This window comes from Clostridium sp. BJN0013 (genome assembly GCF_040939125.1).
Lineage (GTDB): Bacteria > Bacillota > Clostridia > Clostridiales > Clostridiaceae > Clostridium_B.
The window spans coordinates 2,288,752-2,314,885 of the sequence record NZ_CP162495.1 but is presented as its reverse complement, the minus strand read 5'-3'; the positions used below and the strand labels follow the sequence as shown (position 1 = coordinate 2,314,885).

Annotated in this window: 21 protein-coding genes and 1 pseudogene; 18 read left to right on the top strand and 4 right to left on the bottom strand. The window is 32.4% G+C overall.

Annotation, left to right across the window (positions count from 1 at the left end; all coding sequences use genetic code 11):
* Positions 1-88: 88 nt before the first annotated feature.
* The 6 genes from spoVS to AB3K27_RS11780 all read left to right on the top strand — a co-directional run bounded on the left by spoVS (position 89) and on the right by AB3K27_RS11780 (position 4,619).
* Complete coding sequence (gene spoVS, locus AB3K27_RS11805) at positions 89-349, top strand: stage V sporulation protein SpoVS (protein ID WP_012101836.1); 261 nt, start codon at positions 89-91, stop codon at positions 347-349.
* Between the two features lie 222 nt (positions 350-571).
* A complete protein-coding gene (locus AB3K27_RS11800; RefSeq protein WP_368487628.1) occupies positions 572-1,432 on the top strand; it encodes a decaprenyl-phosphate phosphoribosyltransferase in 861 nt (286 codons plus the stop codon).
* An 18-nt stretch (positions 1,433-1,450) separates the two neighbouring features.
* Positions 1,451-2,734 (top strand): hypothetical protein, encoded by a 1,284-nt coding sequence (locus AB3K27_RS11795; RefSeq protein ID WP_368487627.1) that lies wholly within the window; start codon positions 1,451-1,453, stop codon positions 2,732-2,734.
* Between the two features lie 4 nt (positions 2,735-2,738).
* Positions 2,739-3,095 (top strand): SMR family transporter, encoded by a 357-nt coding sequence (locus AB3K27_RS11790; protein WP_368487626.1) that lies wholly within the window; start codon positions 2,739-2,741, stop codon positions 3,093-3,095.
* Positions 3,096-3,145: 50 nt separating this feature from the next.
* Positions 3,146-4,339: a pyridoxal phosphate-dependent aminotransferase gene (locus AB3K27_RS11785; RefSeq protein WP_368487625.1), complete on the top strand. Its 1,194-nt coding sequence runs from the start codon at positions 3,146-3,148 to the stop codon at positions 4,337-4,339.
* A 19-nt stretch (positions 4,340-4,358) separates the two neighbouring features.
* Complete coding sequence (locus AB3K27_RS11780) at positions 4,359-4,619, top strand: HPr family phosphocarrier protein (protein ID WP_368491225.1); 261 nt, start codon at positions 4,359-4,361, stop codon at positions 4,617-4,619.
* Positions 4,620-4,690: 71 nt separating this feature from the next.
* Here the strand turns inward: AB3K27_RS11780 and AB3K27_RS11775 are convergent, their stop codons facing one another.
* Positions 4,691-4,906 (bottom strand): DUF378 domain-containing protein, encoded by a 216-nt coding sequence (locus AB3K27_RS11775; RefSeq protein WP_368487624.1) that lies wholly within the window; start codon positions 4,904-4,906, stop codon positions 4,691-4,693.
* 212 nt (positions 4,907-5,118) lie between these two features.
* Between AB3K27_RS11775 and purB the strand changes: the two genes are divergently transcribed.
* Positions 5,119-6,549: an adenylosuccinate lyase gene (gene purB, locus AB3K27_RS11770; RefSeq protein WP_368487623.1), complete on the top strand. Its 1,431-nt coding sequence runs from the start codon at positions 5,119-5,121 to the stop codon at positions 6,547-6,549.
* A gap of 143 nt (positions 6,550-6,692) precedes the next feature.
* Positions 6,693-7,784, top strand: coding sequence for a hypothetical protein (locus AB3K27_RS11765; RefSeq protein WP_368487622.1), 1,092 nt, complete (start codon positions 6,693-6,695; stop codon positions 7,782-7,784).
* Positions 7,785-7,892: 108 nt separating this feature from the next.
* Here AB3K27_RS11765 and gltX read toward each other — a convergent pair whose 3' ends face one another.
* Positions 7,893-9,347 (bottom strand): glutamate--tRNA ligase, encoded by a 1,455-nt coding sequence (gene gltX, locus AB3K27_RS11760; RefSeq protein ID WP_368487621.1) that lies wholly within the window; start codon positions 9,345-9,347, stop codon positions 7,893-7,895.
* A 445-nt stretch (positions 9,348-9,792) separates the two neighbouring features.
* On the opposite strand from gltX, the gene gap reads away from it, so the two are divergent.
* Positions 9,793-10,848 (top strand): type I glyceraldehyde-3-phosphate dehydrogenase, encoded by a 1,056-nt coding sequence (gap, locus tag AB3K27_RS11755; protein WP_368487620.1) that lies wholly within the window; start codon positions 9,793-9,795, stop codon positions 10,846-10,848.
* A gap of 105 nt (positions 10,849-10,953) precedes the next feature.
* On the opposite strand, the gene AB3K27_RS11750 is transcribed toward gap, so the two are convergent.
* Positions 10,954-12,216 (bottom strand): D-alanyl-D-alanine carboxypeptidase family protein, encoded by a 1,263-nt coding sequence (locus AB3K27_RS11750; RefSeq protein WP_368487619.1) that lies wholly within the window; start codon positions 12,214-12,216, stop codon positions 10,954-10,956.
* 254 nt (positions 12,217-12,470) lie between these two features.
* Between AB3K27_RS11750 and AB3K27_RS11745 the strand changes: the two genes are divergently transcribed.
* Complete coding sequence (locus AB3K27_RS11745) at positions 12,471-13,079, top strand: CoA pyrophosphatase (protein WP_368487618.1); 609 nt, start codon at positions 12,471-12,473, stop codon at positions 13,077-13,079.
* Positions 13,080-13,256: 177 nt separating this feature from the next.
* Positions 13,257-13,619 (top strand): annotated as a pseudogene (locus tag AB3K27_RS11740) (histidine phosphatase family protein); the annotation flags it as partial.
* 134 nt (positions 13,620-13,753) lie between these two features.
* Here the strand turns inward: AB3K27_RS11740 and AB3K27_RS11735 are convergent.
* The gene (locus AB3K27_RS11735; RefSeq protein ID WP_368487617.1) at positions 13,754-15,235 is read right to left on the bottom strand and encodes a nicotinate phosphoribosyltransferase; all 1,482 of its coding nucleotides are present in this window, start codon (positions 15,233-15,235) and stop codon (positions 13,754-13,756) included.
* 140 nt (positions 15,236-15,375) lie between these two features.
* On the opposite strand from AB3K27_RS11735, the gene AB3K27_RS11730 reads away from it, so the two are divergent.
* The 7 genes from AB3K27_RS11730 to AB3K27_RS11700 all read left to right on the top strand — a co-directional run bounded on the left by AB3K27_RS11730 (position 15,376) and on the right by AB3K27_RS11700 (position 26,095).
* On the top strand, positions 15,376-17,385 hold the full coding sequence (locus tag AB3K27_RS11730) for an ATP-dependent helicase (RefSeq protein WP_368487616.1): 2,010 nt from the start codon (positions 15,376-15,378) through the stop codon (positions 17,383-17,385).
* A gap of 226 nt (positions 17,386-17,611) precedes the next feature.
* Positions 17,612-20,311 (top strand): DUF4118 domain-containing protein, encoded by a 2,700-nt coding sequence (locus tag AB3K27_RS11725; RefSeq protein WP_368487615.1) that lies wholly within the window; start codon positions 17,612-17,614, stop codon positions 20,309-20,311.
* Positions 20,304-21,020, top strand: a complete 717-nt coding sequence (locus tag AB3K27_RS11720) for a response regulator (protein ID WP_368487614.1) — start codon at positions 20,304-20,306, stop codon at positions 21,018-21,020. Before AB3K27_RS11725 ends, AB3K27_RS11720 begins: the two co-directional genes overlap by 8 nt.
* Positions 21,021-21,351: 331 nt before the next feature.
* A complete protein-coding gene (kdpF, locus tag AB3K27_RS11715) occupies positions 21,352-21,429 on the top strand; it encodes a K(+)-transporting ATPase subunit F (protein ID WP_368491224.1) in 78 nt (25 codons plus the stop codon).
* Between the two features lie 21 nt (positions 21,430-21,450).
* Positions 21,451-23,163, top strand: coding sequence for a potassium-transporting ATPase subunit KdpA (kdpA, locus tag AB3K27_RS11710; RefSeq protein WP_368487613.1), 1,713 nt, complete (start codon positions 21,451-21,453; stop codon positions 23,161-23,163).
* A 13-nt stretch (positions 23,164-23,176) separates the two neighbouring features.
* A complete protein-coding gene (gene kdpB / locus AB3K27_RS11705) occupies positions 23,177-25,231 on the top strand; it encodes a potassium-transporting ATPase subunit KdpB (RefSeq protein ID WP_368487612.1) in 2,055 nt (684 codons plus the stop codon).
* Between the two features lie 231 nt (positions 25,232-25,462).
* Complete coding sequence (locus tag AB3K27_RS11700; protein ID WP_368491223.1) at positions 25,463-26,095, top strand: K(+)-transporting ATPase subunit C; 633 nt, start codon at positions 25,463-25,465, stop codon at positions 26,093-26,095.
* Positions 26,096-26,134: the final 39 nt, after the last annotated feature.

The window sequence follows — 26,134 nt, the reverse complement described above, 5'->3', positions numbered from 1 at the left end:
AACCTAAAAGGAATTTTTGATTTTATGTAGAATAGTATATAGTAGTAGTATCAAATAAAGTTAATATAATATTAATAGGAGGTTTATTATGGAGGTATTAAAGGTTTCAGCAAAATCAAGTCCAAATTCAGTGGCAGGAGCGTTAGCAGGAGTTTTGAGAGAGAGAGGAGCAGCGGAGATACAAGCTATAGGGGCAGGTGCATTGAATCAGGCTATTAAAGCTGTAGCGATTGCTAGGGGCTTTGTAGCACCTAGTGGAATCGATTTAATATGTATACCGGCATTTACGGACATTGAAATAGATGGGGAAGAAAGAACAGCTATTAAATTAATAGTACAACCAAGATAGTAATAATTAATTAATGTTTATTAAAGGACTTGTGAAGGGTATCTCAAGTCCTTATTGATATTATATTAAATTTAAACATAATTTAATATGAAATTTTATAATTATATTAATTATAAAGTATTACTTTGTAAAGTTATGTTGACTATATCATATACTGTGATAAAATGTAAAAAGATGTTTAGTTAAGTAGTAGGCCTTACAAAGTATACTGGAGGGAAATTTATGATAGCAATAATTGAACTAATGAGACCTAAACAGTGGATCAAGAATTTTTTTGTATTTGCAGCAATTATATTTTCGGGAAATTTTTTAAAATTACAATTATTAAAAAATAATTTATTTACATTTGTTCTATTTTGTATAGGGTCTTCTATAGTTTATATATTAAATGATATAGTTGATATTGAAAAAGATAGGTGCCATCCTGATAAAAAGAATAGACCTCTTCCAAGTGGTCGTGTGTCTAAAAATACAGCTTTTATCTTAGCTGGTATATTATTTGTTCTAGTATTATGTTTTTCATATATCTTATTGGATATAAGGATTTTATTTATAATATTATTATATATTATAGTAAATGTATGCTATACGTTTAAACTTAAAAATTTAGTTATAATAGATGTTATGACCATTGCTTTGGGATTCGTACTTAGAGTCGAAAGTGGAAGTATTGCTACAGGAGCAGAGGTATCACCCTGGCTGTTTTTATGTACAATGCTTTTATCTTTATTTTTGGCTTTGAACAAGAGAAAAAGTGAACTTATAGCTTTAAAAGATAGAAGTAGTTCTTCTAGAACCATATTGGAAAAATACTCTGTTGAGAATATTAATAAAATGCTCACTATAGTAAATCCATCTATATTGATGGCCTATTGCTTATACACCTTTGGCTCTATACAAAGTAATACAATGATATTTACCATACCTTTTGTTTTATACGGTATATTTAGATATGAATATTTAATGGACAGAAAAAATATAGGGGGTAAACCAGAAGATGTATTTGAAAAAGATATACCTTTTTTAATAAATATATTATTGTGGATTATAGCTGTTATAATTATAATATATTTAAAACTATAGAAAGGACATAAATTAAACATGGAAATTAGGAGTTTCTGGCATAAAAATTATGCCCAACAAAAACACGGTATAACTGAAAATAATAATTACTATAATATAATCATAGCCATTGGAATGATCTTATCCATATTATGGATAACATTTATAGATGCAAAACCATTTTCGGATTTTGACTATTATTATACTTTAGCTGTAAACATAGCTAATGGAGGTTCTTGGGGAAATACTTATACCTCTGTAGGATATCCTATAGTGTTAGGGGGAATATTTAAACTTTTTGGAGCAAGTATATTTAAAGCAAAAGTATTCAATCTATGTATAACTCTTATAAATTATTTATGTTTTAAAGCTATTTTATCTAAGATAAACTTAAAGGAAAGAGACAAGAAAATTATATTTACAATATTTGTATTGTTTCCTAATAATATATTTTATAATAATATTTTGGGTACAGAATTACTTTTTACAGCTATACTTTTTATAAGTACTTATTTTTATTTTAGTAATATCAAGTATAAATATCTTTTTATAGGTATACTTACTGGACTAAATACAATTATAAAACCATTTTTTATAATATTTTTTCTTGCTTTATTTTTAGTTGATATTATAAAATATAAAAAATTTTTAAAGGCTGTATTAAATTCCTTGACCGTACTTATAATATCTGTTATTGTAATTTCACCCTGGGTATATAGGAATACGAAATTAATGGGCCAATTTACCTATGTATCCAATAATGGAGGAATAGTTCTTTACATAAATAATAATTCTCAAAATCATTCAGGAAGATGGATGGCAGCTTCTAAAGTTGAAAATTCTATTGTAAACACTGAAAAATATAAAGAAGCCAATAAGACAGAGCAAAACAAAATGTTAAGTGATGCAGCAAAAAAATGGATAAGAAATCATCCGGTGCAATTTATAGAACTAGGGTTTAAAAGACTTTATAATACATATTTTTGGGGTGATGATGTTCTATATAGTACCTATAATAGTGGTGTAAGTGCTTATTATAATAAGATTCTATTTGAAGTTACAAACATTATAAAAATAGTTGTATTTTTGCCAGCTATTTTGTATATTTTAATATATTCTTTAAAAGTGCTTATCTATATATTTCAAGGCAAGTCTCAACTGCTGGATAAATTTACTGTATATTCAGTTGTAGTATTTTTCATGTTTACTTCTATATATTTTATAACAGAAGGACAAGGAAGATATTCTTTCCCGGAAATATTTATAATGATATATTGTTTCTACTTTTTTTTGAAGAATTTATTTCAGAGAGTTAGGGGATAGACCTATGATTCCACTAATACTTATGTCAGTTTTTTTAGGAGCAATGGGACAGGTGCTTGTAAAATATGGTGCGGCAAATTTAGAATTAAGTTTTACTATAAAATATTTGATTCCCAGTATTTTCAACATATTAAAAAACATGCCTGTAATGCTTGGAATTATATCCTATGGGTTAAGTTTTTTGCTTTGGATAAAGATTTTAAGTAAAGTAGAATTAAGTTATGCTTATCCAATGGTGAGTTTGGGATATGTAATAACCATGCTATTTTCCTATTTTGTATTTAAGGAAAACATATCTTTTGTAAGGATATTGGGAGTAGTTTTTATAATATTTGGGGTAATATTGATTTCAAGAAGTTAAAAATAAAAATGTTACATAATTTAAATTTAAACTGTAATGGAGGAATAAAAATGATACTTTCAAAAAAAGCTGAAGAAATTCAACCATCTATAACTTTGGCCATAACTGCTAAGGCTAAAAAAATGAAATCAGAAGGAATTGATGTAATAGGATTTGGGGCAGGAGAGCCTGATTTTAATACACCAGAAAATATTCAACAAGCTGCCATAGATGCTATGAAAAAGGGATATACGAAATATACTCCTGCATCCGGTATTGCAGAACTTAAAAAAGTTATTGTTAAAAAATTTAAAAAAGATAATGGTTTAAATTACGATGATAGTCAGATTATAATATCTACTGGAGCAAAACAATGTCTTACAAATGTATTAACAGCAACCTTAAATCCTGGAGATGAGGTTGTTATAGCCATACCTTATTGGGTAAGCTATCCTGAACTAGTAAAACTTTCAGATGGAGTACCGGTATTTGTAGATACTAAAAAAGAAAATGACTTTAAATATACTGTAGAAGATTTAAAGTCAGTATATAGTGAAAAAACTAAAATGATTATAATAAACAATCCTAATAACCCTACAGGTACTATTTATTCGAAGGAGGAACTTGAAAAGATTGCAGATTTTGCAAGAGAAAAAGATATCCTTATTTTATCAGATGAGATATATGAAAAATTGATATATGGTACTATGAAACATGTTAGTATAGCCAGCCTATCTGAAGATGCTTATAAAAGGACCATTGTTATAAATGGAGTTTCTAAAACCTATGCCATGACTGGATGGAGGATAGGATATGCTGCAGCAGATAAGGATATAATTAAACTTATGTCAAATGTTCAAAGTCATACTACTGGTAATCCTAATTCCATAGCTCAATATGCCTCTGTGGCAGCTATAGAAGGAGAAGAATCTCAGATAGAGGATATGGTTAGGGAATTTAAAAGAAGACGGGATTGCATGGTAGATAAAATAAGTAGAATACCAGGTGTCTCATATCTAAATCCTCAGGGAGCTTTTTATGTAATGTTAAACATATCAGAAACTTTTGGAAAGAATATAGATGGAGTTACCATAGATAATTCGTTGAGTTTTTCAGAACAGCTTCTAGAAAAAGAAAAAGTTGCAGTAGTGCCTGGACTGGGTTTTGGAATAGATGGATATGTAAGATTGTCTTATGCTACATCTATGGAAAATATAAAAGAAGGGCTAGATAGAATAGAGAGATTTATATTAAATTTAAAATAAAAAAGTAGAGGTGAATTATGTGGTTTCTAGAGAAGTTATAGTTAAAAGTCCCACAGGATTACATGCAAGACCGGCAACTCTTTTAGTTAAAAAAGCCTCTTCATTTAAATCAGAATTATATATAGAATTTAAAGGGAAAAGAGCCAATATAAAGAGTTTGATTGGAGTACTATCATTAGGTGTAATCAAAGGGGCCAATGTAAAAATTACTGCATGTGGTGATGATGAATCTCTGGCAGTAGAAGAGGTAGTCAGATTGATAAAATCCCTGGAGGAATAAAGTAATTCAACTATGTGGAGTAAAGAAATAGAAGACCTTGATTTTTAGAAGGTCTTCTATTTCAATTTATATTATTTGCAGCTATTTTTGGTCTTAAAAAATAGTATGATCATATTTAATCCCGCTACTCCTATAAGTATGTATATTATTCTTCCTATTAAGTTTATCGGTTCTCCAAATATAATTCCTATTATATTAAAATTAAATAGACCTATAAGTCCCCAATTTAGTGCACCTACAACCATTAGGATTAAAGAAACTTTGTCTATGATACTGAATTTATACATATTTTTTATTTATTGAGAGGAACTGGGTGTCTCGCACTCAATAAAAACCCACCTACCTTTGTTAAATAATCATTAATTAAAATATATTAATAATCTGGTAGAATAGAACCTAAGTTTTATAATTTAACATGTATAAAATACACAATAATTTGATTATTGTGTTATAATGTGAATGAAAAAATTTAATTACATATAAATGGAGGAATTTTTACATGAGAGATATATACAATACACCTTTGAATACCAGGTATGCATCTAAAGAAATGAGTTATATATTTTCAGATGAAGTAAAGTTCAAGACCTGGAGAAAACTCTGGGTAGTTCTTGCAGAATGTGAAAAAGAGTTAGGACTTAATATAACTTCTGAACAGATAGATGAGTTAAAAGCTAATATGGAAAATATAAATTATGAAGATGCAAAGAAAAGAGAAAAAGAAGTGCGTCATGATGTTATGAGTCATGTGTATGCTTATGGACTACAATGTCCTAAAGCAAAAGGAATAATACATTTAGGGGCAACAAGTTGTTATGTAGTAGATAATACGGATTTAATAATTATGAGAAAAGCACTTTACATATTGAAAAGAAAAATATTAAATATTATAAATTATCTTACTGAGTTTGCTTTAAAATATAAAGATTTACCTACTCTTGGATTTACTCATCTACAGCCAGCACAGCTCACTACAGTAGGAAAAAGAGCAACACTTTGGATACAGGACTTATATTTGGATATTGAAAATATTGAATTTGTAATAGATAAGATGAGATTTAGAGGAGTAAAAGGGACTACTGGAACTCAGGCCAGTTTTATGGAATTATTTAATGGAGATGAAGAAAAAGTAAAAAAATTAGATAAAATGGTGACTGAAAGAATGAACTTTAAGGAAGAATTTATGGTTACAGGTCAGACATACACGAGAAAATTGGATTCCATAATATTAAACACTCTTTCTGAAATTTCCCAAAGTGCTTATAAGTTTAGTAATGATTTAAGATTATTGCAGAATATGAAGGAAATGGAGGAACCTTTTGAGAAAAATCAAATAGGGTCTTCTGCTATGGCTTATAAGAGAAATCCTATGAGATGTGAAAGAATTGGAGCCCTTGCAAGGTATGTAATAGTAAACACTTTAAATCCAGCTATTACTGCTGCCACACAGTGGTTTGAAAGAACTTTAGATGATTCTGCCAATAAAAGAATAGCCATACCAGAGGCATTTTTAGCCTTAGATGGTGTATTGAACTTATATATGAATGTATCTGAGAATATGGTAGTATATCCAAAGGTAATAGAATCCCATATAGCTATGGAGCTTCCTTTTATGTGTACGGAAAATATAATAATGGAAGCGGTTAAAAGGGGGGGAGACAGGCAAGAACTCCATGAAAGAATTAGAGTTCATTCTATGGAAGCAGCTAAAATGGTAAAAGAGCATGGAATGGAAAATGATCTTTTAGAGAGGATTATAAAAGATCCTTTCTTCAAAATGACCAAAGAGGAGATAATGTCTCTTGTAGATGCTAAAAAATTCATAGGAAGAGCACCAGGGCAAGTAGTGGATTTTATAGAATGTAAGATAAAGCCTTTACTAGAGAAAAATAAAGAATTTTTAGGGGAAGAAGCTGAAATAAGTGTTTAAATTTATCTAAAGGCTATCTACTCCATACACTTTCTCCCCAGCTTTTTCAAATTTAGGAAAAATGCTTTAGAGTCCCTAGGGTAACTATAAAATAAAGCCTTCATATTCTGATAGTATAGCATTTAGAATTATGGAGGTATTAAATGAAAAGGACAGGAAATAGTATAGATGATTTAATGCAGCTGGCTTTATATATGATACCTAAGTATATGAAAAGAATTGATAGATACAATAGAAGGCGTTATAAGGATTCAGGGAATGATCATGATAAGGAGTATTATAAAGAGCAATATATTGACAATAAGGAACTTATTGAGTTTATAGAAAAAAATATTCTTAGACAGGAAGGTATTTTGACAGGAAAAAGAGATAAGGAGAAGCCTAAAAAAACAGAAAATGAAAAAACAGAAAGCGTGTTAGATAGTAATATAGTTAAAAAGATAAAAGACAAAGTGGAAAAAAAGCCAGAAAACCATGATAAAAAAGAACCTGATAAGAAAATAGAGATTGACAACAAGAAAGAATCTGAAGGTAAAAAAGCATCTGAAAATAAGGATAAGAAGGAAGAAGAAAATAAAGGGCAAACTTCTAAGGAAGAGGAAGAAGAAAATAAAGGACAAATTTCCAAGAAAAATGAGGAGCATAATCATAATAATGTTGAAAAAAAGGCTCCTAATGAAAAAGAAGAGAAAGAACAGATAACAAAACCAAATGGAATTGTTAAAAAAAGATATAATATATTATCTGGCAGTAAGTATTGTATTACTTGTAATAAAGGTATATCGTATGTAATGAATAAGTTAATTGGAGAAAAATTAGATGTATGTGTTAAAGATGATAAAATGAGTATACTTAATGAAGTGAATTTAATACATTCAGATGAAATATTAATTAAGCTTACCAATGAATCAGGAGAGAAAATTATAATACCTATGAAAAATATAGTTGGTTTACAATCAAACAAACTCTCTTCTTTGGACAAATCTTTAAAACAAGTATCAAAGGGATATTATTGTATATTTGAAAAAAGGATGGAAGATTATTTTAATTCCCTTATTGGTAAAAAGGTAATAATACAAACAGTGGGACAGGGAAAATTTGCATATATATATAATAAAACTATTACTGAAGTGGGTTTAGGATTTATAGTAGTTGATAATAGTATGATGGTTGTATTTTCAAGTATAGTACTTATAAGGGAATTGAAAAATACTCAGAGTGAAAAAGAGATGTAAACATCAACACACATGTATAGATAAAAATATAAATATACTAAAAATATTTTTAGTATATTTATATTTTGAGAAAAACTAATTTTTCAATAAAATGGAATTTTAATTATTTTAGATTTCAAGTTTTAATTTTTCAATTCCATATTTTATTCTTTTTAAGGATTCATCTTTGCCTATAATATCTGCAATTTCAAAGGCACCACCAGGGGTAGATTTTTTGCCTGACAGAGCAATTCGTACAGGCCAAAGTACTATTCCATTTTTAACCTGCAATTCTGATATTAAATCCATACAGCATTTTTCTATATTTTCAAAAGTCCAAGGGGAAAGTTCTTTAAATCTAGGAAGAATTTTTTCAAGAGTTAAGAGTGAATTTTCTAAGTTTGTTTTCATCTTTTTATGTATATATAATTCTGCAGGATAATCTGGAAGTTCATTGAAAAAATCTAACATGTCAGGTATCTCACTTAATACTTCAACTCTTATTTTGAGTAATTCACTTATCTTTAAAAAGTCCAAATCTTTTGAAATTACTTTTTTATAATAAGGAAGGGCCAGTTTATTAAATTCTTCCAAAGGCATCTTTTTTATATATTCTCCATTCATCCATTTCAGCTTTACATTGTCAAAGATAGCTGGAGATTTATTTATATTTCTGTAGTCAAATAGTTTCACTAGTTCATCTAGGTCGAATAATTCCTGTTCATTCCCAGGATTCCATCCTAAAAGGGCTATATAATTAAGTACAGCCTCTTTTAAATAACCTTTTTTTATTAAATCCTGAAAGGAGGCATCTCCATTTCTTTTACTGAGCTTTTGGTGTGCATCCTTCATTATTGGGGGACAATGAATGTATACAGGAACTTCCCAGCCAAAGGCATCGTAGAGTCTGTTGTACTTTGGAGCAGAGGATAAATACTCACTACCTCTGACTACATGGGTAATTCCCATAAGGTGATCGTCCACTACATTTGCAAAGTTATAGGTAGGATAACCATCAGATTTTATAAGTATCATATCATCTAATTCTGAATTATCCACAGAAATATCTCCATAAATTTCATCATGAAAAGTTGTAAATCCAGTTTCAGGATTATTTTGCCTTATAACATAAGGTATATTTGATGCTAGCTTTTCATTTATTTCTTCTTTTGAAAGTTTAAGGCAGTGCTTATCATACTTATAAAATTCTTTTTCGTTATCATCATTGTTCTTAAGGCTATCCATACGTTCTTTGGTGCAAAAACAATAATAAGCTTTTCCTTTATTTATAAGTTCTTTAGCATATTTTAAATATATATCAGTTCTCAGGCTTTGTATATAAGGACCTACAGGGCCACCTATATCAGGACCTTCGTCGTGCTTGAGTCCTGTAATCTCCAATGTATGGTAAATTATATCCAGTGCATCTTCTATAAATCTTCCCTGGTCAGTATCTTCAATTCTTAGTATAAAATCTCCGCCTTCATGTTTGGCTATTAAATATGTATATAGTGCAGTTCTTAAATTACCAACGTGCATATATCCAGTTGGGCTTGGTGCAAATCTTGTTCTGACTTTAGTCATTTTTTTCACTCCCATTTATTTTAAAGTAAAAACCTCTCATCCTTTTTAGACGAAAGGCTACGAATTTGCTATTACCTTTAAATGATATAATAATAAAAATATTGTGTCAAGATTGTGTCAAGGAGGTTTTTATAAATAGGAAATTATCCAGAGGCGTAACAGTGCTTATCTTCCACTTTGAAGATGGTGAAGTTATTAGCTAATTGCTGTCTTCGGATAAAAAAGAGAAAAATAGATTAAATAAACGTAATAAAGAACATATGTAAGAAAAATTAAGTATATCATAATATAGGGGTACAAAAATAAATTTGACATATATATGTGCTATTGATATAAATAATATAGCATATATATTATTTATATCACATATATCTTTGAATGATGAAGCTAATATGTATAATAAGCTTTTATATAAATTTATAAATATTTTATAGGGGGAAAAATAATGTCTATGAAAGTTGCAATTAATGGTTTTGGAAGAATAGGAAGGTTATTTTTAAGAATTGCTCAGGAAAGATTACGGAAAGACGTGGAAATTGTAGCAATTAATGCAAGAGCAGACAATGAAACCCTTGCACATCTTTTTAAATATGATTCTTGTTACGGAAAATTTCAAGGCAACGTAAAAGCTACAGAAGACTCAATAATTATAAATGATTCTGAAATAAAAATATTTAGAGAAAGTGAACCAGAAAATTTACCTTGGGGTAAATTAAATGTAGATATCGTAGTAGAATCTACAGGAAAATTTAAAGATAGAAAAAATTTATACAAGCATATAGAGGCTGGTGCCAAAAAAGTTATAATTACAGCCCCTGCTAAAGATGAAGATATAACTATAGTTATGGGTGTAAATGAAGAAAAATTTGATGTAAATTCCCATAATATTATTTCAAATGCATCCTGTACAACTAATTGTCTAGCACCATTTGCTAAAGTTTTAGATGAAAATTTTGGTATTGTAAAAGGACTTATGACTACAATTCATGCCTATACAGGAGATCAAAGATTGGTAGATAAGAGTCATAAGGATTTAAGAAGGGCAAGAGCTGCAGGGGAATCTATAATTCCAACTACTACAGGAGCAGCAAAGGCAGTGGCAAAGGTACTTCCGAATCTAGAGGGAAAATTAAATGGTTTTGCTCTTAGAGTACCTACAGTTACAGTGTCTATTACGGATTTAGTTTGTGAGCTTTCAAAATCTGCTACAGTAGAAGAAATAAATAAAGCATTTAAAAGGGCAGCTCAAGGTCCTATGGAAGGAATACTTGGATACTCAGAAGAACCACTGGTATCTATAGATTACAAGGGTGACAATAGGTCTTCCATAATAGATGGACTTTCAACTTTAATAATGGGAGATAATATGGTTAAAGTGGTGTCTTGGTATGACAATGAATGGGCTTATTCATGTAGAACAGTAGATCTTGTAAATTATGTTTCATTACAGATGGAAAAAAATAATGAACAGTCTGATAAAGTAGTTGTTAATAAGGCATAGATAAATCTTTAATATAAATTAATCATGGGAATGTGTAGATATACACTATAATAAAAAAGTATTTCTATAAATATTTATAGAAATACTTTTTTACATATTTTAAGTTTAATGATAGCTATATTTTTTATGCTTTTTATACTTTCTAGGTTTATTTTTCATAAATAAGAAGATTAGAATTAATATAAATAAAGGCATAAATAGTATGCTGTATATAGAAAATATCTGCTTTGAAAAAGAATATTTTGAAAGTGCAGAATAAATTTTATAACTTTTAGAAAAATCTCTTTGTTTCACTGTAAGGATTCCTATAGGAATTTTACCTTTCAAGGATTTTATATTTACATTTGTAATAGTGATTTTTTGCTGTAATTCTTTTTTATTAAGATCATTATCATAGTAGTTTATATCTTCTTCTGTTTTAATAGGAACCTCTATGGATTTTTTTAAATTTACAAAAGGCAAAAATTTAAAGTCTACATTTTTTTTACTAATTATAGAATCTTTTTTATGAAGAACATAAGGGGCTTTATTATAGCTCCAGTTTATTATTTTTTCTATATCGTTAAATACATAGGTGTCATTTGCATCATATATGGAATTCATTACAATTCCAAGTATTTTTCTATTATCTCTTTCATAAATTGCGACCAGACATCTTCCAGCAGGTACTGTATAACCAGTTTTTCCGCCTATACAGCCATCTTTACCCAGCAATTTATTGGTGTTTATGATGGAAAAAGTAGCACCTTTAGAAGTTGTTATTGTACTGGTAGACTTATATATGGTATTTCTTATCCAGGAATTTTTAAAAGCTTCTCTAGCGATAATACTCATATCATAGGAGGTAGTATAGTGTTCCGGATTATGTAAGCCATTTGGAGTGACAAAATGAGTGTTTTTTAAGTTTAAATTTTGTACTTCTTCATTCATTTTGTTTGCAAATTCAGATACATCTTTAGATAGATTCTCTGCAATAACGTATGCCATATCATTGGCAGAAAATATTAAAAGTGCATCCATAACATCCTTTGCAGACATAGAATCTCCTACCTCTATGGGATGTGTGACAGTATTTAGAGAAGATTCAGGTTGAGCTTTAGCTCCTGCTGTATAAGTTAGCATGTCTGTTTCTTTTTTATTCTTTTCAAGTAGAATAGCTGTTAAAAGTTTTGTAGTACTTGCAGGATATATTTTAGTATCTGGATTTTTTTCATATATTATTTCATTTGTTTGCATGTCCACTGTTATAGCTGAACTGCCATATATTTCAGGAAGTGTATCGTAAGATGCATCTGAGGCAGATACATTAAAATTTAAACAAATTGTAAACATAAGTACAAATAATATGATATTATTTTTTCTCTTCAAAAAACATCACTCCATTTGCTGAAAATTTATGCACATGTGTTATCAAGCGATTCTTAGGTTCAGGTGGAGTTTATCTCCATCTGAATTTTAGAAGAACTTATCCAGGCACGTTATCTGTGCTTATTTCCCACTTTGAAGAAGATGGGAGATAAGCACTGGTAGTGTTCGGATAAAAATATTATAATTAATTATAACATTTTACAGTATACCATATAAAAAGGGCATTTTACAGTTAGATTTTAGGAGGTAGTAAGGTGATAAAAAGAATAGAAAATATATTTAAAGAAAGAAAACCACATATTATGGGAGAATTCAGTAAAAATGCTGTGATGATTCCCTTATGTGAATCTGGAGAAGAGGTAAGTGTACTCTTTGAAGTGAGGGCACTAAACTTAAAGCATCAGCCTGGAGATATATGTTTTCCGGGAGGTGGATTAGAAGAGGGTGAAATTCCAGTATGTGCAGCTATAAGAGAAACTATGGAGGAGCTAAATTTAAATAGAGAAGATATAAAACTTATAGGGGAAATGGACTATGTTGTGACACCCTATAATTTTATAATGTATCCTTTTGTATGTAAATTAAATAGAGAAGATATATTTCCAAGCCAAAGTGAAGTAGACCATATTTTTAAGGTCCCTCTTCAGTTTTTTATAGAAAATAAACCTTTGCTTTATGAGATCCCAATAGTTTCACAACCAGGAAAGAGATTCCCTTATAGGCTTATAAGAAATGGCAGAAAGTATAAATTTAGAAGAGGAACGGTAAAACAGTATTTCTATAATTATGAAAAATATACAATATGGGGATTCACTGCCCTTATTATAAAAAGATTTGTGGATATAATTGTGTCAAAGGAATAATCCATAGTAATTCCCACTAAACACTGATGATTCCTACCAAAACTTGATGAAATCCTCGCAAGGGATAGAATTAGCCACAGTCCAAAAAGGAATAAAAAACCAACAAGTAACCTAGAGCTGAGGGCAAAACCTTGACTCTATTTTTATGGGATAAATTAGGTTTAATGGGACAAGTGTTTTTCCAGTGATTTATATAGAGCTGTTAGAACTGCTGAAATTATATTTAAAGGAGAAATAATTAAAACTAATTTATTAAGAGAAGTACTTATTACTCCAATACTTAAAAGTAATATAAGATTACCATACATATTTTGGTGTATAAGTGGAAGAATTGCCTGGTTTCTTAATAATAAATCACAAATGGAAACTGTAGAAGATACCAAAAAACGAGCAAAAGAATTCTTAGATATTATAATAAATGAATCAAGTATGAATATATTAATTGTTTGTCATGGCTTTTTCATGCATGAACTACAAAAAGAGCTAAAAAGAAGAGGTTTTAGTGGACAAGACATAAAGAAACCTAAGAATGGAATATGATATTAATATCTAAGGACATTGTTTTTAAATGATATAGAATTTCGAGATAACTAAAATATAATACAGTTTTAAATAAGGTTTGTACTGAAGGAATTATTTTTTAATTTACAATTCCTTCAGTTATTTAAATAATATTATTCCTCGTAAGTAGCAGAATACTTATGAAGTAATTGTTGTTTTAAATTCCATAGATTTTGAGATAAATCTACATAGTAGTGATGAGGATTTTCAAATCTTAATACTTCAGGCCAGAATTTAGTTATTTCTTCTTGTGCTTTATTTCTTATATCCATTACATCCGGACTTTCATATACAAGTTTTCCTTTATCAAATATTTTTATCAGCAATTCTTTTGCATAATAATTTTTTAACCTTTTCTTTTTCCAGGTAAAAGTAGGATCAAATAATTCTATAGGTTCGCCTATATTGATATTTTCATTACTTAAGGCAATTAAGTCTCCTATGGCTTTATCTTCTTTTTTGCTAAAAATTCTATATATCTTTTTAAAACCAGGGTTAGTTATTTTCTCTTCATTTTCACTTATCTTTATTTTAGGTATTATGCTTTCATCTTCACCTTCTACGGCAACCAATTTATATACTCCACCAAATACAGGTTCTGATTTTGCAGTTATTAATCTTTCACCTACCCCGAAAGAATCAATACAAGCACCTTGACTTAATACATCTCTTATAATAAATTCGTCTAGAGAATTTGAAATAACAATGTCTACCTCTTCAAGGCCAGCTGCGTCCAATACTTTTCTACATTTTTTAGTTAAATAGGTTATGTCTCCACTGTCTATTCTTATGCCTTTAGGCTTATGTCCATTCGGAATTAAAATTTCTTTGAAAACCTTTATAGCATTGGGCAGACCAGACTTCAACACATTATATGTATCTATTAAAAGTATACAGTTATCCGGATATACCTTTGCCCAGGCCTTAAAAGATTCATATTCAGAAGGAAATAGCTGTATCCAACTATGGGCCATGGTACCTACTGCAGGTATACCAAACATCTGCTCTGCTATAGTACAAGCAGTAGAACTACATCCTCCTATTACTGCAGCTCTTGCACCATATACAGCACCGTCATAACCTTGGGCACGTCTTGAGCCAAATTCCATTACAGGTTTGCCAGAAGCTGCTTTACAGATTCTGCTTGCCTTTGTCGCAATTAGAGTCTGATGGTTTATAGTTAAAAGTATCATGGTTTCAATAAACTGAGCTTGAATAGCAGGACCTCTTACAGTTAGCAGGGGTTCATTTGGGAATACAGGGGTACCTTCTGGTATTGCCCATACATCACAACAGAATTCAAAATTTTCCAAATAATTTAAAAATTCTTCTGAAAATTGCTTTTTACCGCGCAGATATTCTATATCGTCTTTTGTAAATTTTAAATTGGATAGATATTCAATTACCTGTTGGACACCTGCCATAATACAGTATCCTCCTCCATCTGGAACACTTCTAAAAAACATGTCAAAATAGGCAATTTTAGTGCCTATGTTATTTTCGAAATACCCATTGTTCATGGTAAACTCATAAAAATCTACCAGCATAGTAAGATTCCTTCCATTTCTTACGTCGAAGTTCTTTGCGTTCTCCATAATAAAAATCTCCTCTATTTATGTTTTAATTCACACAATTGTGACAAAAATTAAGTATATATAAATATTGTAATACTTAAAAGAAAATATTACAAGACTGGAGTTCAACAGCTTATTGAGCATATTTGGGAGATTTTAATATGATAAATAATTTAGATGTAAATCAAATAAAGGCAGTTAATACTGATTTAAAAAATGTAGTAATTTGTGCCCCTCCGGGTTCTGGCAAGACTACAGTTATTATAAATAGAATACGTTATTTAATAACTGAAAAAAATATAGATCCTAAAAATATAGTGGTAATAACTTTTACCAGAGCCTCCGCTCTTGATATGAAATATAGATATATGTCAATGATGCATAAGAGTTTATTGCCTTTTTTCGGTACCTTTCATTCTTTATTTTATAATATGTTGAAAAGATATAAAGGCAAAATAAACATAGTAGAATCTTTTAAAACCTATAATTTGATTAAGTCTGTGCTTATGCATTATGTAGGATTTATAGAAGAAGAAAAAATAAGGGAAGTTTTAAATGATATATCACTTTTTAAAAATAGCAATAAAAGTATGGAAGATTTTAATAGTAAAATTGACAAAACTGTGTTTATGTATTGTATTAGGGAATATGAAGACTATAAGTTTAAAAATAATTTAATGGATTTTGATGATCTGCAACTAGAGGTAAAAAATATTTTAGAAACGGATAAGAGTATCCTTAAATATTATAATAATCTATTTACACACATATTAGTAGATGAATTTCAAGATTGTGATAAACTTCAAATAGATATTCTAAAATTAATTGGCAAAAACAGTTCTATATTTGCAGTGGGAGATGAGGATCAGTGTATATACGACTTTAGAGGTTCTGATCCCATATGTATGGTGGATTTTAGTGGTCATTTTAAAGAGGGTAAAAAATTGTTCTTAAAGAAAAACTATAGAAGTGTATGTAATATAGTTAAAATGTCTCAAAATTTGATATATAACAATAAAAATAGAAATTTTAAATATGTTGAAAGCAGTAGAACAAACAGAGGAAATATCAGTTTTAAAATTTTTGAAAGTGAGAAGGAACAGGCGTGCTACTTAGCTGGCTTTATAAAAGAAATTATAGAGGAAGGAAAATACAGTTGTAGAGATATAGTCCTTTTATACCGTACTAATATAGAATGTGTAAGTATAATAGACAGTTTATTAAAATGTAAAGTAAAATTTAAATTTTTACATGGAAAGTATAATTTTTATAGTCATTTTATCTGCAGGGATTTAATATCCTATTTTAAACTAGCAGTGGATATGTGTGATAAAGATAGTTTTATAAGCATAGTAAATAAGCCTTTTAGGTATATAGGAAAAATAAATATAGAAAAAGTAAGAAATAATAGAGTAAAAGAAAATTGTTTTGAAATTTTAAAAAATATAGAAGAAATACCTATTTTTCAAGTTAAAGCCATAGATAAACTCCAAAGAAACATAAAAAAGCTAAGAAGGATAAAACCTAAACAGAGGATAGAATTTATATTAGATAAATTAGAATATAGAGATTATCTACACAAATATTGTAAAGAATTAGGCTCTAATATGGAAGAGTACTATTATGTTATAGATCAATTTAAACAGATATGTGAAGATTTTACTAGTATTTACGAATTTTTAAAACATATTGAAGTTACAGAAGAATTTTTACATAGAAATTTACAGGAAGAAGATGCAGTTATATTAAGTACTCTCCACGGAGTTAAAGGAATGGAGTTTAAAAATGTATTTATAATAAACTGTAATGAAGGGTCAATTCCCCATTCAAACAGTATTTTAAATAATTTAGAAGAGGAAAGGCGACTTTTTTATGTAGGTATCACCAGGGCTATAGATAATTTATATTTATGTTCTACAAGTACCATAAAAGGCAGGGCAGTAGAAGTGTCCAGATTCATAAGGGAATGTAATCTGACTGATTTAGAAGGGGTTAATTCATTGTTTAATCCTAAAGTAGGGGATTTAGTATTTCATAAAGTTTTCGGACATGGAAAAATAACTGAAAGGCAGGACAAAGAGGTGAGTGTACTATTTTCAGATAATATTGAAAGAAGTTTTTGTAATTCTCTACTTTATAGTGGACAGCTGTTAATTCAGGGGAAGCAATAAGATTGATATGAAAAATTTGTAGTAATTATAACAGATACTTTTTAAGAAATAGGTTAAATTGGTCATTGATATTGTTGCATTAAAAAACGAGATATATCTGCTTTATTTCTATATAATTTTATGTCTTAATGTAATCTTAATATTATAGCAGAGATTGTAATACTATATTGATTTTTACCATGCTACAATTAAAATAAAAAGAATTTTTATACAAGGAAGTGTTTTAATGGGTATCCAGCAAACGGATTCAAGATCATTGATGGAACAGCTTTTAAATATGTCGGCAGAAAGAAAACAAGGAAAACTGAGAATATATTTCGGTTATGCGGCAGGTGTCGGCAAAACCTGTGCGATGTTGAATGATGCCCATGAGGTGCAGAAAGATGGAATTGATGTAGTTGCCGGATACATTGAACCACATGCCCGTCCGGAAACGATGGCTCTATTAGGTGGTCTGGAGCTTTTGCCACCACTGGAAGTATCTTATAATGGCATTGTACTGAAAGAATTCGATCTTGATGGTGCACTTAAGAGAAGGCCTCAGCTCATTTTAGTTGATGAGCTGGCACATTCAAATGCATTAGGATGTCGTCATAAAAAGCGCTATCAGGATGTGGAGGAATTACTTCGTGCTGGTATTGATGTGTATACCACGATTAATGTTCAGCATATAGAAAGTTTAAATGATGTTGTTGCGTCCATTACTGGGATTTCAGTACGTGAACGCATTCCAGATAGTGTGTTCGACAGCGCCGATCAAGTGGAATTGGTAGATATAGAACCGGATGATTTGATTGATAGGCTTAATAAGGGGAAGGTATACCGGAAAGAACAGGCACAGAGAGCACTTGTCAATTTTTTTACGAAAGAGAAGTTGGTTGCCTTACGGGAGATTGCTTTACGCCGGACGGCAGATCAAGTCAACCGGGTTGCGGTATCAAACAATGAACAATTAAAAAACAATAGTCATTATGCCAATGAGCATATTTTAGTCTGTTTATCATCGGCGCCCTCCAACGCTAAGGTCATCCGTACAGCAGCGAGAATGTCGGATGCTTTTCACGGCACATTTACAGCACTACTTGTGGAAACACCGGAAATCAAAGAATTATCGGCGAAAAACAAGACAAATCTGAGAGAAAATCTGCGGCTGGCTGAACAGCTGAGCGCACAGATTGCCACAGTGTATGGTGAAGATATTCCTTTACAGATTGCAGAATATGCTACAGCAAGTAGGGTATCAAAGATTGTCATAGGACGTTCTAATCATGTTAAAAAATGGTTTGCAAAAACCAATTTTGTAGATAGGTTGATTACGTTAGCACCTAATCTTGATATTTATATTATTCCGGATACACAGTCATCTTTTTATGTTAGAACTTATAAGTTTACAAAACCCCTGGAGTTATCGCTGTCTGATATTTTTAAATCTGCAGGTATTTTATTTGTATGTACTTTGATTGGGTTGTGGTTTGACTCTCTTGGATTCAGTGAATCAAACATTATTATGGTATATATTTTAGGTGTTTTGTTCAATGCTATGGTTACAAAGGGGAAAATATACAGCGCAGTGGCATCTATATTAAGTGTACTGCTGTTCAATTATTTATTTACTTATCCTTATTTTTCTTTTTTAGCATATGATCCGGGATACCCTGTTACCTTTTTGGTTATGCTGTTGGCTTCTTTTATAGCTAGTACATTGACAAAACGGGTAAAGGAACAGGCTCGTTATTCTGCACAAAAAGCTTATCGTACGGAAGTGCTTTTGGAAACCAACCGGAAATTACAGCAGGCAAAGGATAAATCTGAAATTTTCAGCGAGACGGCACATCAATTGGTAAAACTTCTTGACAGAACTGTGATCTTTTATCCTGAACAGAAAAATACATTATCTGAACCACTTGTTTTCACAAAGGATGGATGGGAAGGTAATTTTAAGACCTACCTGAAAACGGATGAACGTGCAGTAGCTGAGTGGGTGTATAAAAATAATAAACGTGCTGGTGCTACAACGAATACCCTTTCTGCTGCCAAATGTTTATATCTTGCGGTGCGCAGCAGTGATATGGTATTGGCTGTTGTTGGAATTGTCATGGATAAGAAAGTACCGTTGGAGGTTTTTGAAAAAAGCCTGATGATTGCTATGTTAGGTGATTGTGCTCTGTCTTTGGAAAAAGAAAAACTCAATGAAAGGCAAAAACAGATTTCCATGCAGATACAGCAGGAACAGCTCCGTGCCAATTTGCTCAGAACAATCTCCCATGATTTACGCACACCCCTTACAAGTATATCGGGCAATGCTGGTATTCTCATGGGAAATTCTACAGTGCTGAGTGAAGCACAAAAGAAGGGACTTTATGCAGACATTTATGATGATTCCATGTGGCTAATCAATTTGGTTGAAAATCTTTTGTCTATCACCCGAATTGAAGACGGTAAAATAAACTTGAATTTGCAGCCGGAACTTTTAGAAGAAGTTATTACAGAAGCGCTGTGCCATATCAACCGCAATAGCGTGAACCACCATATTGAAACAATAGTAGATGATGAACTGATTATGGCAAAAATGGATTCTCGTCTCATTATCCAGGTCATTATCAATATTGTGGATAATGCCATTAAATACACGCAGCCTGGTTCTCACATTACAATCTCAGCAAAACGGAAAAAACAATTCATCTTAGTAGAAATAGAAGATGATGGTCCTGGTATTGAAGATGAGGCAAAGACCAGGCTGTTTGACATGTTTTATACTGCAGACAACATTCGTGGAGATAGCCGCCGCGGACTGGGCTTGGGACTTTCTTTATGCAAGTCTATTATTCATGCTCATGGCGGTACAATTTATGTAAAAGATAATATTCCGCATGGTACAGTATTTTGCTTTACCTTGCAGGCACAGGAGGTAAATTATCATGAATAAACCGTTGATTCTCGTAGTGGAGGACGATAAAGCCATCCGCAAGCTGATTACCACCACACTGGAGACACAGGGATACCGATATCATACTGCCGAAACTGGCAGTGCATCTATCTTAGAGGCAGTTTCCAGGCAGCCGGATATTATGATTTTGGATTTAGGATTACCGGATATGGATGGTATTGAGATTATTAAAAAGATTCGGGCATGGTCTAATATACCGATCATTGTTGTCAGCGCCCGAAGTGAGGATAGAGATAAAATTGATTCGCTGGATGCTGGTGCAGATGATTATTTAATGAAGCCTTTCAGTGTTGAAGAGCTTTTAGCAAGACTTCGGGTTAGTTTGCGCCGTATTCGCTATGATAGTAAGAAGCTTCTCAAGGATGCCACTATTTTCATCAATGGCAGTTTAAAAATCGACTATGCAGCCGGTTGTGTATGGTTGGAGGGAGAGGAGATCCATCTTACCCCAATTGAATATAAATTAATTTGTCTATTGGCTAAGAATGTAGGTAAGGTTCTGACACATAATTTTATTTTGCATGAAATCTGGGGCAACTATGCCAGTGATGTTTCTGCTTTGCGTGTTTTTATGGCGACCCTACGAAAAAAAATAGAAAAAGAGCCCTCAAGACCTAAATATATTCAAACCCATATTGGGGTTGGCTATCGCATGCTGCGGGCTGTAGATGATAACGAGATCATTTAAGCTGTATTTTGTAGAAAGGCATAATAAATTTAATAAATACAAATAATAACTCTGTACTATTTCTTTATAAAAGTGCAGGTTATTTTTGTTGTTCAATTTTTAGGAGAATATTTCCAAAAGATCATCTTAATGAAGTATTAATGTGATTAAAAAAACTCTAACACTGGATTAATAAGAAATGTGATACACTAAAGCATATTCAAGGTGAAGGAGGGAGTCGAAATGGATTTTTTAATGCTTGGCATTTTAGGAGTGTGTTTTATATTGGTTAAATTATTGGTTGATTGGTGCGGTCGTCAGGTAGAAAAATAGTACAAGAGGAGGGCTTTTTATGCTATTACTTGGAATTATCATTTTGGTATTGGGAGCATACTTGGTATACGCTCTAGTAAATCCTGAAAAATTTTAATTGGAGATTGGAGGAAAACTTATGTTGCAAATCATTTTAACACTGACAATCTTTATTGCTCTTGTTATTCCAATGGGAAAATATTTATACCACATTGCAGCTGGAAAGCATACCTTTGGCGATCCGGTATTTGACCGAATTGACAATGTGGTTTACCGCATATGCGGTATTGACAAAAAAGAAATGAATTGGAAGCAATATATTATAGCATTGCTTGCGACCAATGCATTCATGGTATTGGTTGGATATCTGATTCTAAGGCTTCAGGCACTTCCAATTTTTAACCCTAATGGCATCGGTGGGATGGAACCTACTCTGTCATTTAATACCATTATCAGTTTCATGACGAATACAAATATTCAGCATTACTCCGGAGAATCCGGACTTTCGTATTTGAGCCAGATGATGGTAATTACTTTTATGATGTTTGCCTCCGCTGCTAGCGGATTTTCTGCTGCTATGGCGTTTATTCGCGGTCTTACGGGAAAGACAAAAACCATGGGCAACTTTTATATGGATTTAATTCGCATTACAACCCGTGTTTTACTTCCTATTTCTATATTGGTTGGACTACTTCTTGTTTATCTGGGAGTTCCTCAAACTTTGTCGGCCAGTGTGACCATTCAAACAATTGAGGGAAAATTTCAAGATATTGCCGTGGGACCAATTGCTTCGCTGGAGATAATTAAACATTTAGGAACAAATGGTGGTGGATTTCTCGGTGCAAATTCATCGACGCCATTTGAAAATCCTAATATATTTACAAATATAATAGAAATAATTTCCATGATGATTTTGCCAGGGGCTTGTGTAGTTGCATTTGGCCATATGGTCCACAATCGTACAAAAGAAAATGAAAAATCAAAGAGAATTTTTTTGGGAAGAGAAGGAAGAACAATTTTTGCCGTTATGGCCATTATCTTTGTGATGGGGCTTGTTGTCTGTTTCATATCTGAGAGTGCCGGGAATCCTTTATTGGCACAAGCTGGATTGAATCAAAGCATGGGTAGCATGGAAGGCAAGGAAGTACGGTTTGGCATTGCCCAATCCTCACTTTTCACAACAGTTACAACTGCCTTCACTACGGGCTCAATTAACAATATGCATGACACCCTAACACCTATGGGTGGATTTGTTGCTTTGTTGTTTATGATGCTCAATGTGGTATTTGGTGGTAAAGGTGTGGGATTAATGAATATGATCCTTTATGCAATTCTTGCAGTCTTCATCTGTGGACTGATGATTGGCCGTACACCGGAATATCTAGGTAAAAAAATTGAAGGAAAAGAAATGAAACTGACAGCACTCGGCATCATCGTACATCCTCTGCTTATTCTAGCCTTTACTGCATTGGCAATAACAGTTCCAGCGGGTTTGCAAGGAGTAACCAATCCCGGTTTTCATGGTCTAACACAGGTTGTATATGAATATGCATCTTCAGCTGCAAATAATGGTTCAGGCTTTGAGGGATTGGCTGACAACACTTATTTTTGGAATATCACCACAGGGCTTGCTATGTTCTTTGGACGTTACCTATCCATTATAATTCAGCTTGCCATTGCAAGTTCGCTAATGTTGAAGCATCCGGTCAGTGAGTCTGTGGGTACACTGAAAACAGATACAGGAACCTTCGCGGTAGCATTGCTCATGGTTGTACTTATTATTGCTGCACTTACATTTTTTCCAGTATTGGCACTTGGTCCCATCGCAGAACATTTGACTTTATGGAGTTAAGGAGGAATCTTTCATGAGTAAACATACAAAAACAAAATTTATTACAAAAGATATTCTTAAAACCTCCATTTTTGGAGCCTTTAAGAAACTCAATCCCAAATATATGATGAAAAATCCTGTTATGTTTGTAGTAGAAGTGGGTTTTGTGGTCACTCTTCTCCTTTCATTCTTCCCGGATATTTTTGGAGATAAGGGAAATAATCTGCGTTTATACAACATAGTAGTATCTGTCATTTTACTCATTACAGTGTTGTTTTCAAACTTTGCAGAATCCATTGCTGAAGGCCGCGGCAAAGCACAGGCCCAAAGCTTGAAAAAAACGCAAAAAGACATGCAGGCTCGTATTTTGAATGATGGCGGAAAAGAAACTATTGTCAATGCCAATATGTTAAAAAAAGGCCATGTTATTTTAGTGAAGGCAGGAGAGTTTATCCCAAATGATGGTGAAGTTATTGAAGGAATCGCCTCTGTAGATGAATCAGCGATTACTGGTGAATCTGCTCCGGTAGTAAAAGAAAGCGGAGGCGATTTTGCCTCCGTGACCGGCGGTACTACAGTAGTAAGTGACTGGCTAAAGATACAGATTACTTCCGATCCCGGACAGTCCTTCCTTGATAGAATGATTGCCATGGTAGAGGGTGCATCCCGCAAAAAAACACCAAATGAGATTGCATTAAATACACTATTGGTCAGTTTGACAATTATTTTTCTGATTGTTATAGTTACCCTTTATCCTATAGCAGTATATAGTGGGGTGCGTATTCCTATTTCCACACTTATTGCACTAACTGTATGCCTAATTCCTACAACTATTGGTGGACTGCTGTCTGCAATTGGTATCGCAGGTATGGATCGTGTCACTCGCTTTAATGTAATTGCTATGTCTGGTAGAGCAGTAGAAGCTTGTGGAGATGTGGATACCATGATTCTAGATAAAACTGGAACCATAACTTATGGAAATCGTATGGCATCAAAATTCATCCCTGTAGGAAATGTGAAAGAACAGGAGTTAATTCATTATTCTGTTATCAGCTCTTTAAAAGACAATACCCCGGAGGGAAAGTCTATTGTAGAGCTTGGCGGGCAGCTTAGTGGAATACAACATGAAGAAATACCCGCCATGGAGTTTATGGAATTTACTGCACAAACGCGTATGAGCGGTGTGAAGCTCCAAGATGGCACAAGAATTCGCAAAGGTGCTTCTGATGCAATTCAAAAATATGTTCAGGAACTGGGTGGTACAATTCCAAAAGATTTAAGCATACAGGTAAATGAAGTATCGAAACTTGGTGGCACTCCGCTGGTGGTTTGTGTAGATGATAGGATTTTAGGAGTTATTTATTTGAAGGATACCATCAAATCTGGACTTGTGGAGCGTTTTGCAAGACTCCGGGCCATAGGAATTAAAACTGTAATGTGTACCGGTGATAATCCTTTGACAGCAGCTACCATCGCACAGGAAGCCGGCGTAGACAGCTTTATTGCAGAATGCAAGCCGGAGGATAAGATTAAAGCCATTAAGGCTGAGCAGGCTGAGGGTAAGGTGGTTGCCATGACAGGTGATGGTACCAATGATGCTCCTGCATTGGCACAGGCAGATGTGGGCATTGCAATGAACAGTGGAACTTCTGCCGCAAAAGAAGCGGCCAATATGGTTGATTTGGATTCCGATCCTACGAAGATATTGTATGTTGTAGAAATTGGGAAACAGCTTTTAATTACACGTGGTTCATTAACTACATTTAGTATTGCTAACGATGTAGCAAAGTATTTTGCAATTATACCTGCTATATTTATGGGAGTCATTCCGCAGATGAATATATTGAATATTATGTCATTATCCACACCTTATAGTGCGATTTTGGCTGCGTTGATTTTTAACGCTGTTATTATTCCATCTCTGATTCCACTTGCCATGAAGGGGGTTAAATATAAACCACAGCGTTCTGAAAAGCTGCTAACCCGTAATATGTTGATTTATGGTCTAGGGGGAATTATAGCACCCTTTGTAGGAATCAAAGTGATTGATCTTATTATTACTCCGCTGCTTACGGCCTTTGGCCTATAAAAAATTCTTTCGGGGGAAAAGGAGGGTGTCTTTATGGAAAGTTTTTTAAAAAATGTAGGTATTACGGCAATTGGCTTTCTAGTGGTCTATATCTATAAAAAGATATTAGACTACTATGATTTTGAACAATTGGAATCTCTTGAATGTGGCAAGGAGTGTGGATCCATTAAAAAAGTTGATAAAGAAATACCTTACCATAATACACTTAGTTTTAGAATAGGAGGTGATAAAATGAGTACATTTTTTAAAGGAATAAAAAAACCATTTTTGGTTACTCTGGTGTTACTATTAGTATGTGGGCTAGTGTACCCGCTGCTTTTCACAGGCATCAGTCAGGTAATATTCCCAAAGCAGGCCAATGGAAGCTTGGTGATGGTAAACGACAAGGCTGTTGGCTCGGCTCTTATAGGTCAGAGCTTTACAGATGATAGATTTATGAAAAGCCGTCCATCTGCAGTGAATTATAATACCTATACCGAGGAAGATAAAAATAGTGGCCATTACGTTAGCGTTGGATCTGGGTCGAATAACTATGCACCTAGCAATCCTGAACTGGCTAAACGTGTACAGAAGGACATAGATGAATTTTTAAAGGCAAATCCTTCTATTAAAAAAGAGAATATTCCTACTGATTTATTGACGGCATCTGGCTCTGGCCTTGATCCACATATAAGTCCTGAGTCCGCTGCTGTTCAAATTCCAGCTTTAGTGGAAAACACTGGTTTATCAAAGGATAAGCTGGAGACAATTGTTAAAGATAATACTCAGGGCAAAGCTTTGGGCATTTTTGGAAGTGAGACAGTAAATGTACTGAAGGTAAATCTGGATATTGCAAAGGAACTGGGGCTGTTTAAGGGAAAATAGGCAAAATGTTGATTTTTTACTCCATATATCATGCATGCA

Coding starts and splice junctions, on each gene's coding strand:
- spoVS (WP_012101836.1), top strand. CDS start 89: ATGGAGGTATTAAAGGTTTCAGCAAAATCAAGTCCAAATTCAGTGGCA.
- AB3K27_RS11800 (WP_368487628.1), top strand. CDS start 572: ATGATAGCAATAATTGAACTAATGAGACCTAAACAGTGGATCAAGAAT.
- AB3K27_RS11795 (WP_368487627.1), top strand. CDS start 1,451: ATGGAAATTAGGAGTTTCTGGCATAAAAATTATGCCCAACAAAAACAC.
- AB3K27_RS11790 (WP_368487626.1), top strand. CDS start 2,739: ATGATTCCACTAATACTTATGTCAGTTTTTTTAGGAGCAATGGGACAG.
- AB3K27_RS11785 (WP_368487625.1), top strand. CDS start 3,146: ATGATACTTTCAAAAAAAGCTGAAGAAATTCAACCATCTATAACTTTG.
- AB3K27_RS11775 (WP_368487624.1), bottom strand. CDS start 4,906: ATGTATAAATTCAGTATCATAGACAAAGTTTCTTTAATCCTAATGGTT.
- purB (WP_368487623.1), top strand. CDS start 5,119: ATGAGAGATATATACAATACACCTTTGAATACCAGGTATGCATCTAAA.
- AB3K27_RS11765 (WP_368487622.1), top strand. CDS start 6,693: ATGAAAAGGACAGGAAATAGTATAGATGATTTAATGCAGCTGGCTTTA.
- gltX (WP_368487621.1), bottom strand. CDS start 9,347: ATGACTAAAGTCAGAACAAGATTTGCACCAAGCCCAACTGGATATATG.
- gap (WP_368487620.1), top strand. CDS start 9,793: ATGTCTATGAAAGTTGCAATTAATGGTTTTGGAAGAATAGGAAGGTTA.
- AB3K27_RS11735 (WP_368487617.1), bottom strand. CDS start 15,235: ATGGAGAACGCAAAGAACTTCGACGTAAGAAATGGAAGGAATCTTACT.
- AB3K27_RS11730 (WP_368487616.1), top strand. CDS start 15,376: ATGATAAATAATTTAGATGTAAATCAAATAAAGGCAGTTAATACTGAT.
- AB3K27_RS11725 (WP_368487615.1), top strand. CDS start 17,612: ATGGGTATCCAGCAAACGGATTCAAGATCATTGATGGAACAGCTTTTA.
- AB3K27_RS11720 (WP_368487614.1), top strand. CDS start 20,304: ATGAATAAACCGTTGATTCTCGTAGTGGAGGACGATAAAGCCATCCGC.
- kdpF (WP_368491224.1), top strand. CDS start 21,352: ATGCTATTACTTGGAATTATCATTTTGGTATTGGGAGCATACTTGGTA.
- kdpA (WP_368487613.1), top strand. CDS start 21,451: ATGTTGCAAATCATTTTAACACTGACAATCTTTATTGCTCTTGTTATT.
- kdpB (WP_368487612.1), top strand. CDS start 23,177: ATGAGTAAACATACAAAAACAAAATTTATTACAAAAGATATTCTTAAA.
- AB3K27_RS11700 (WP_368491223.1), top strand. CDS start 25,463: ATGAGTACATTTTTTAAAGGAATAAAAAAACCATTTTTGGTTACTCTG.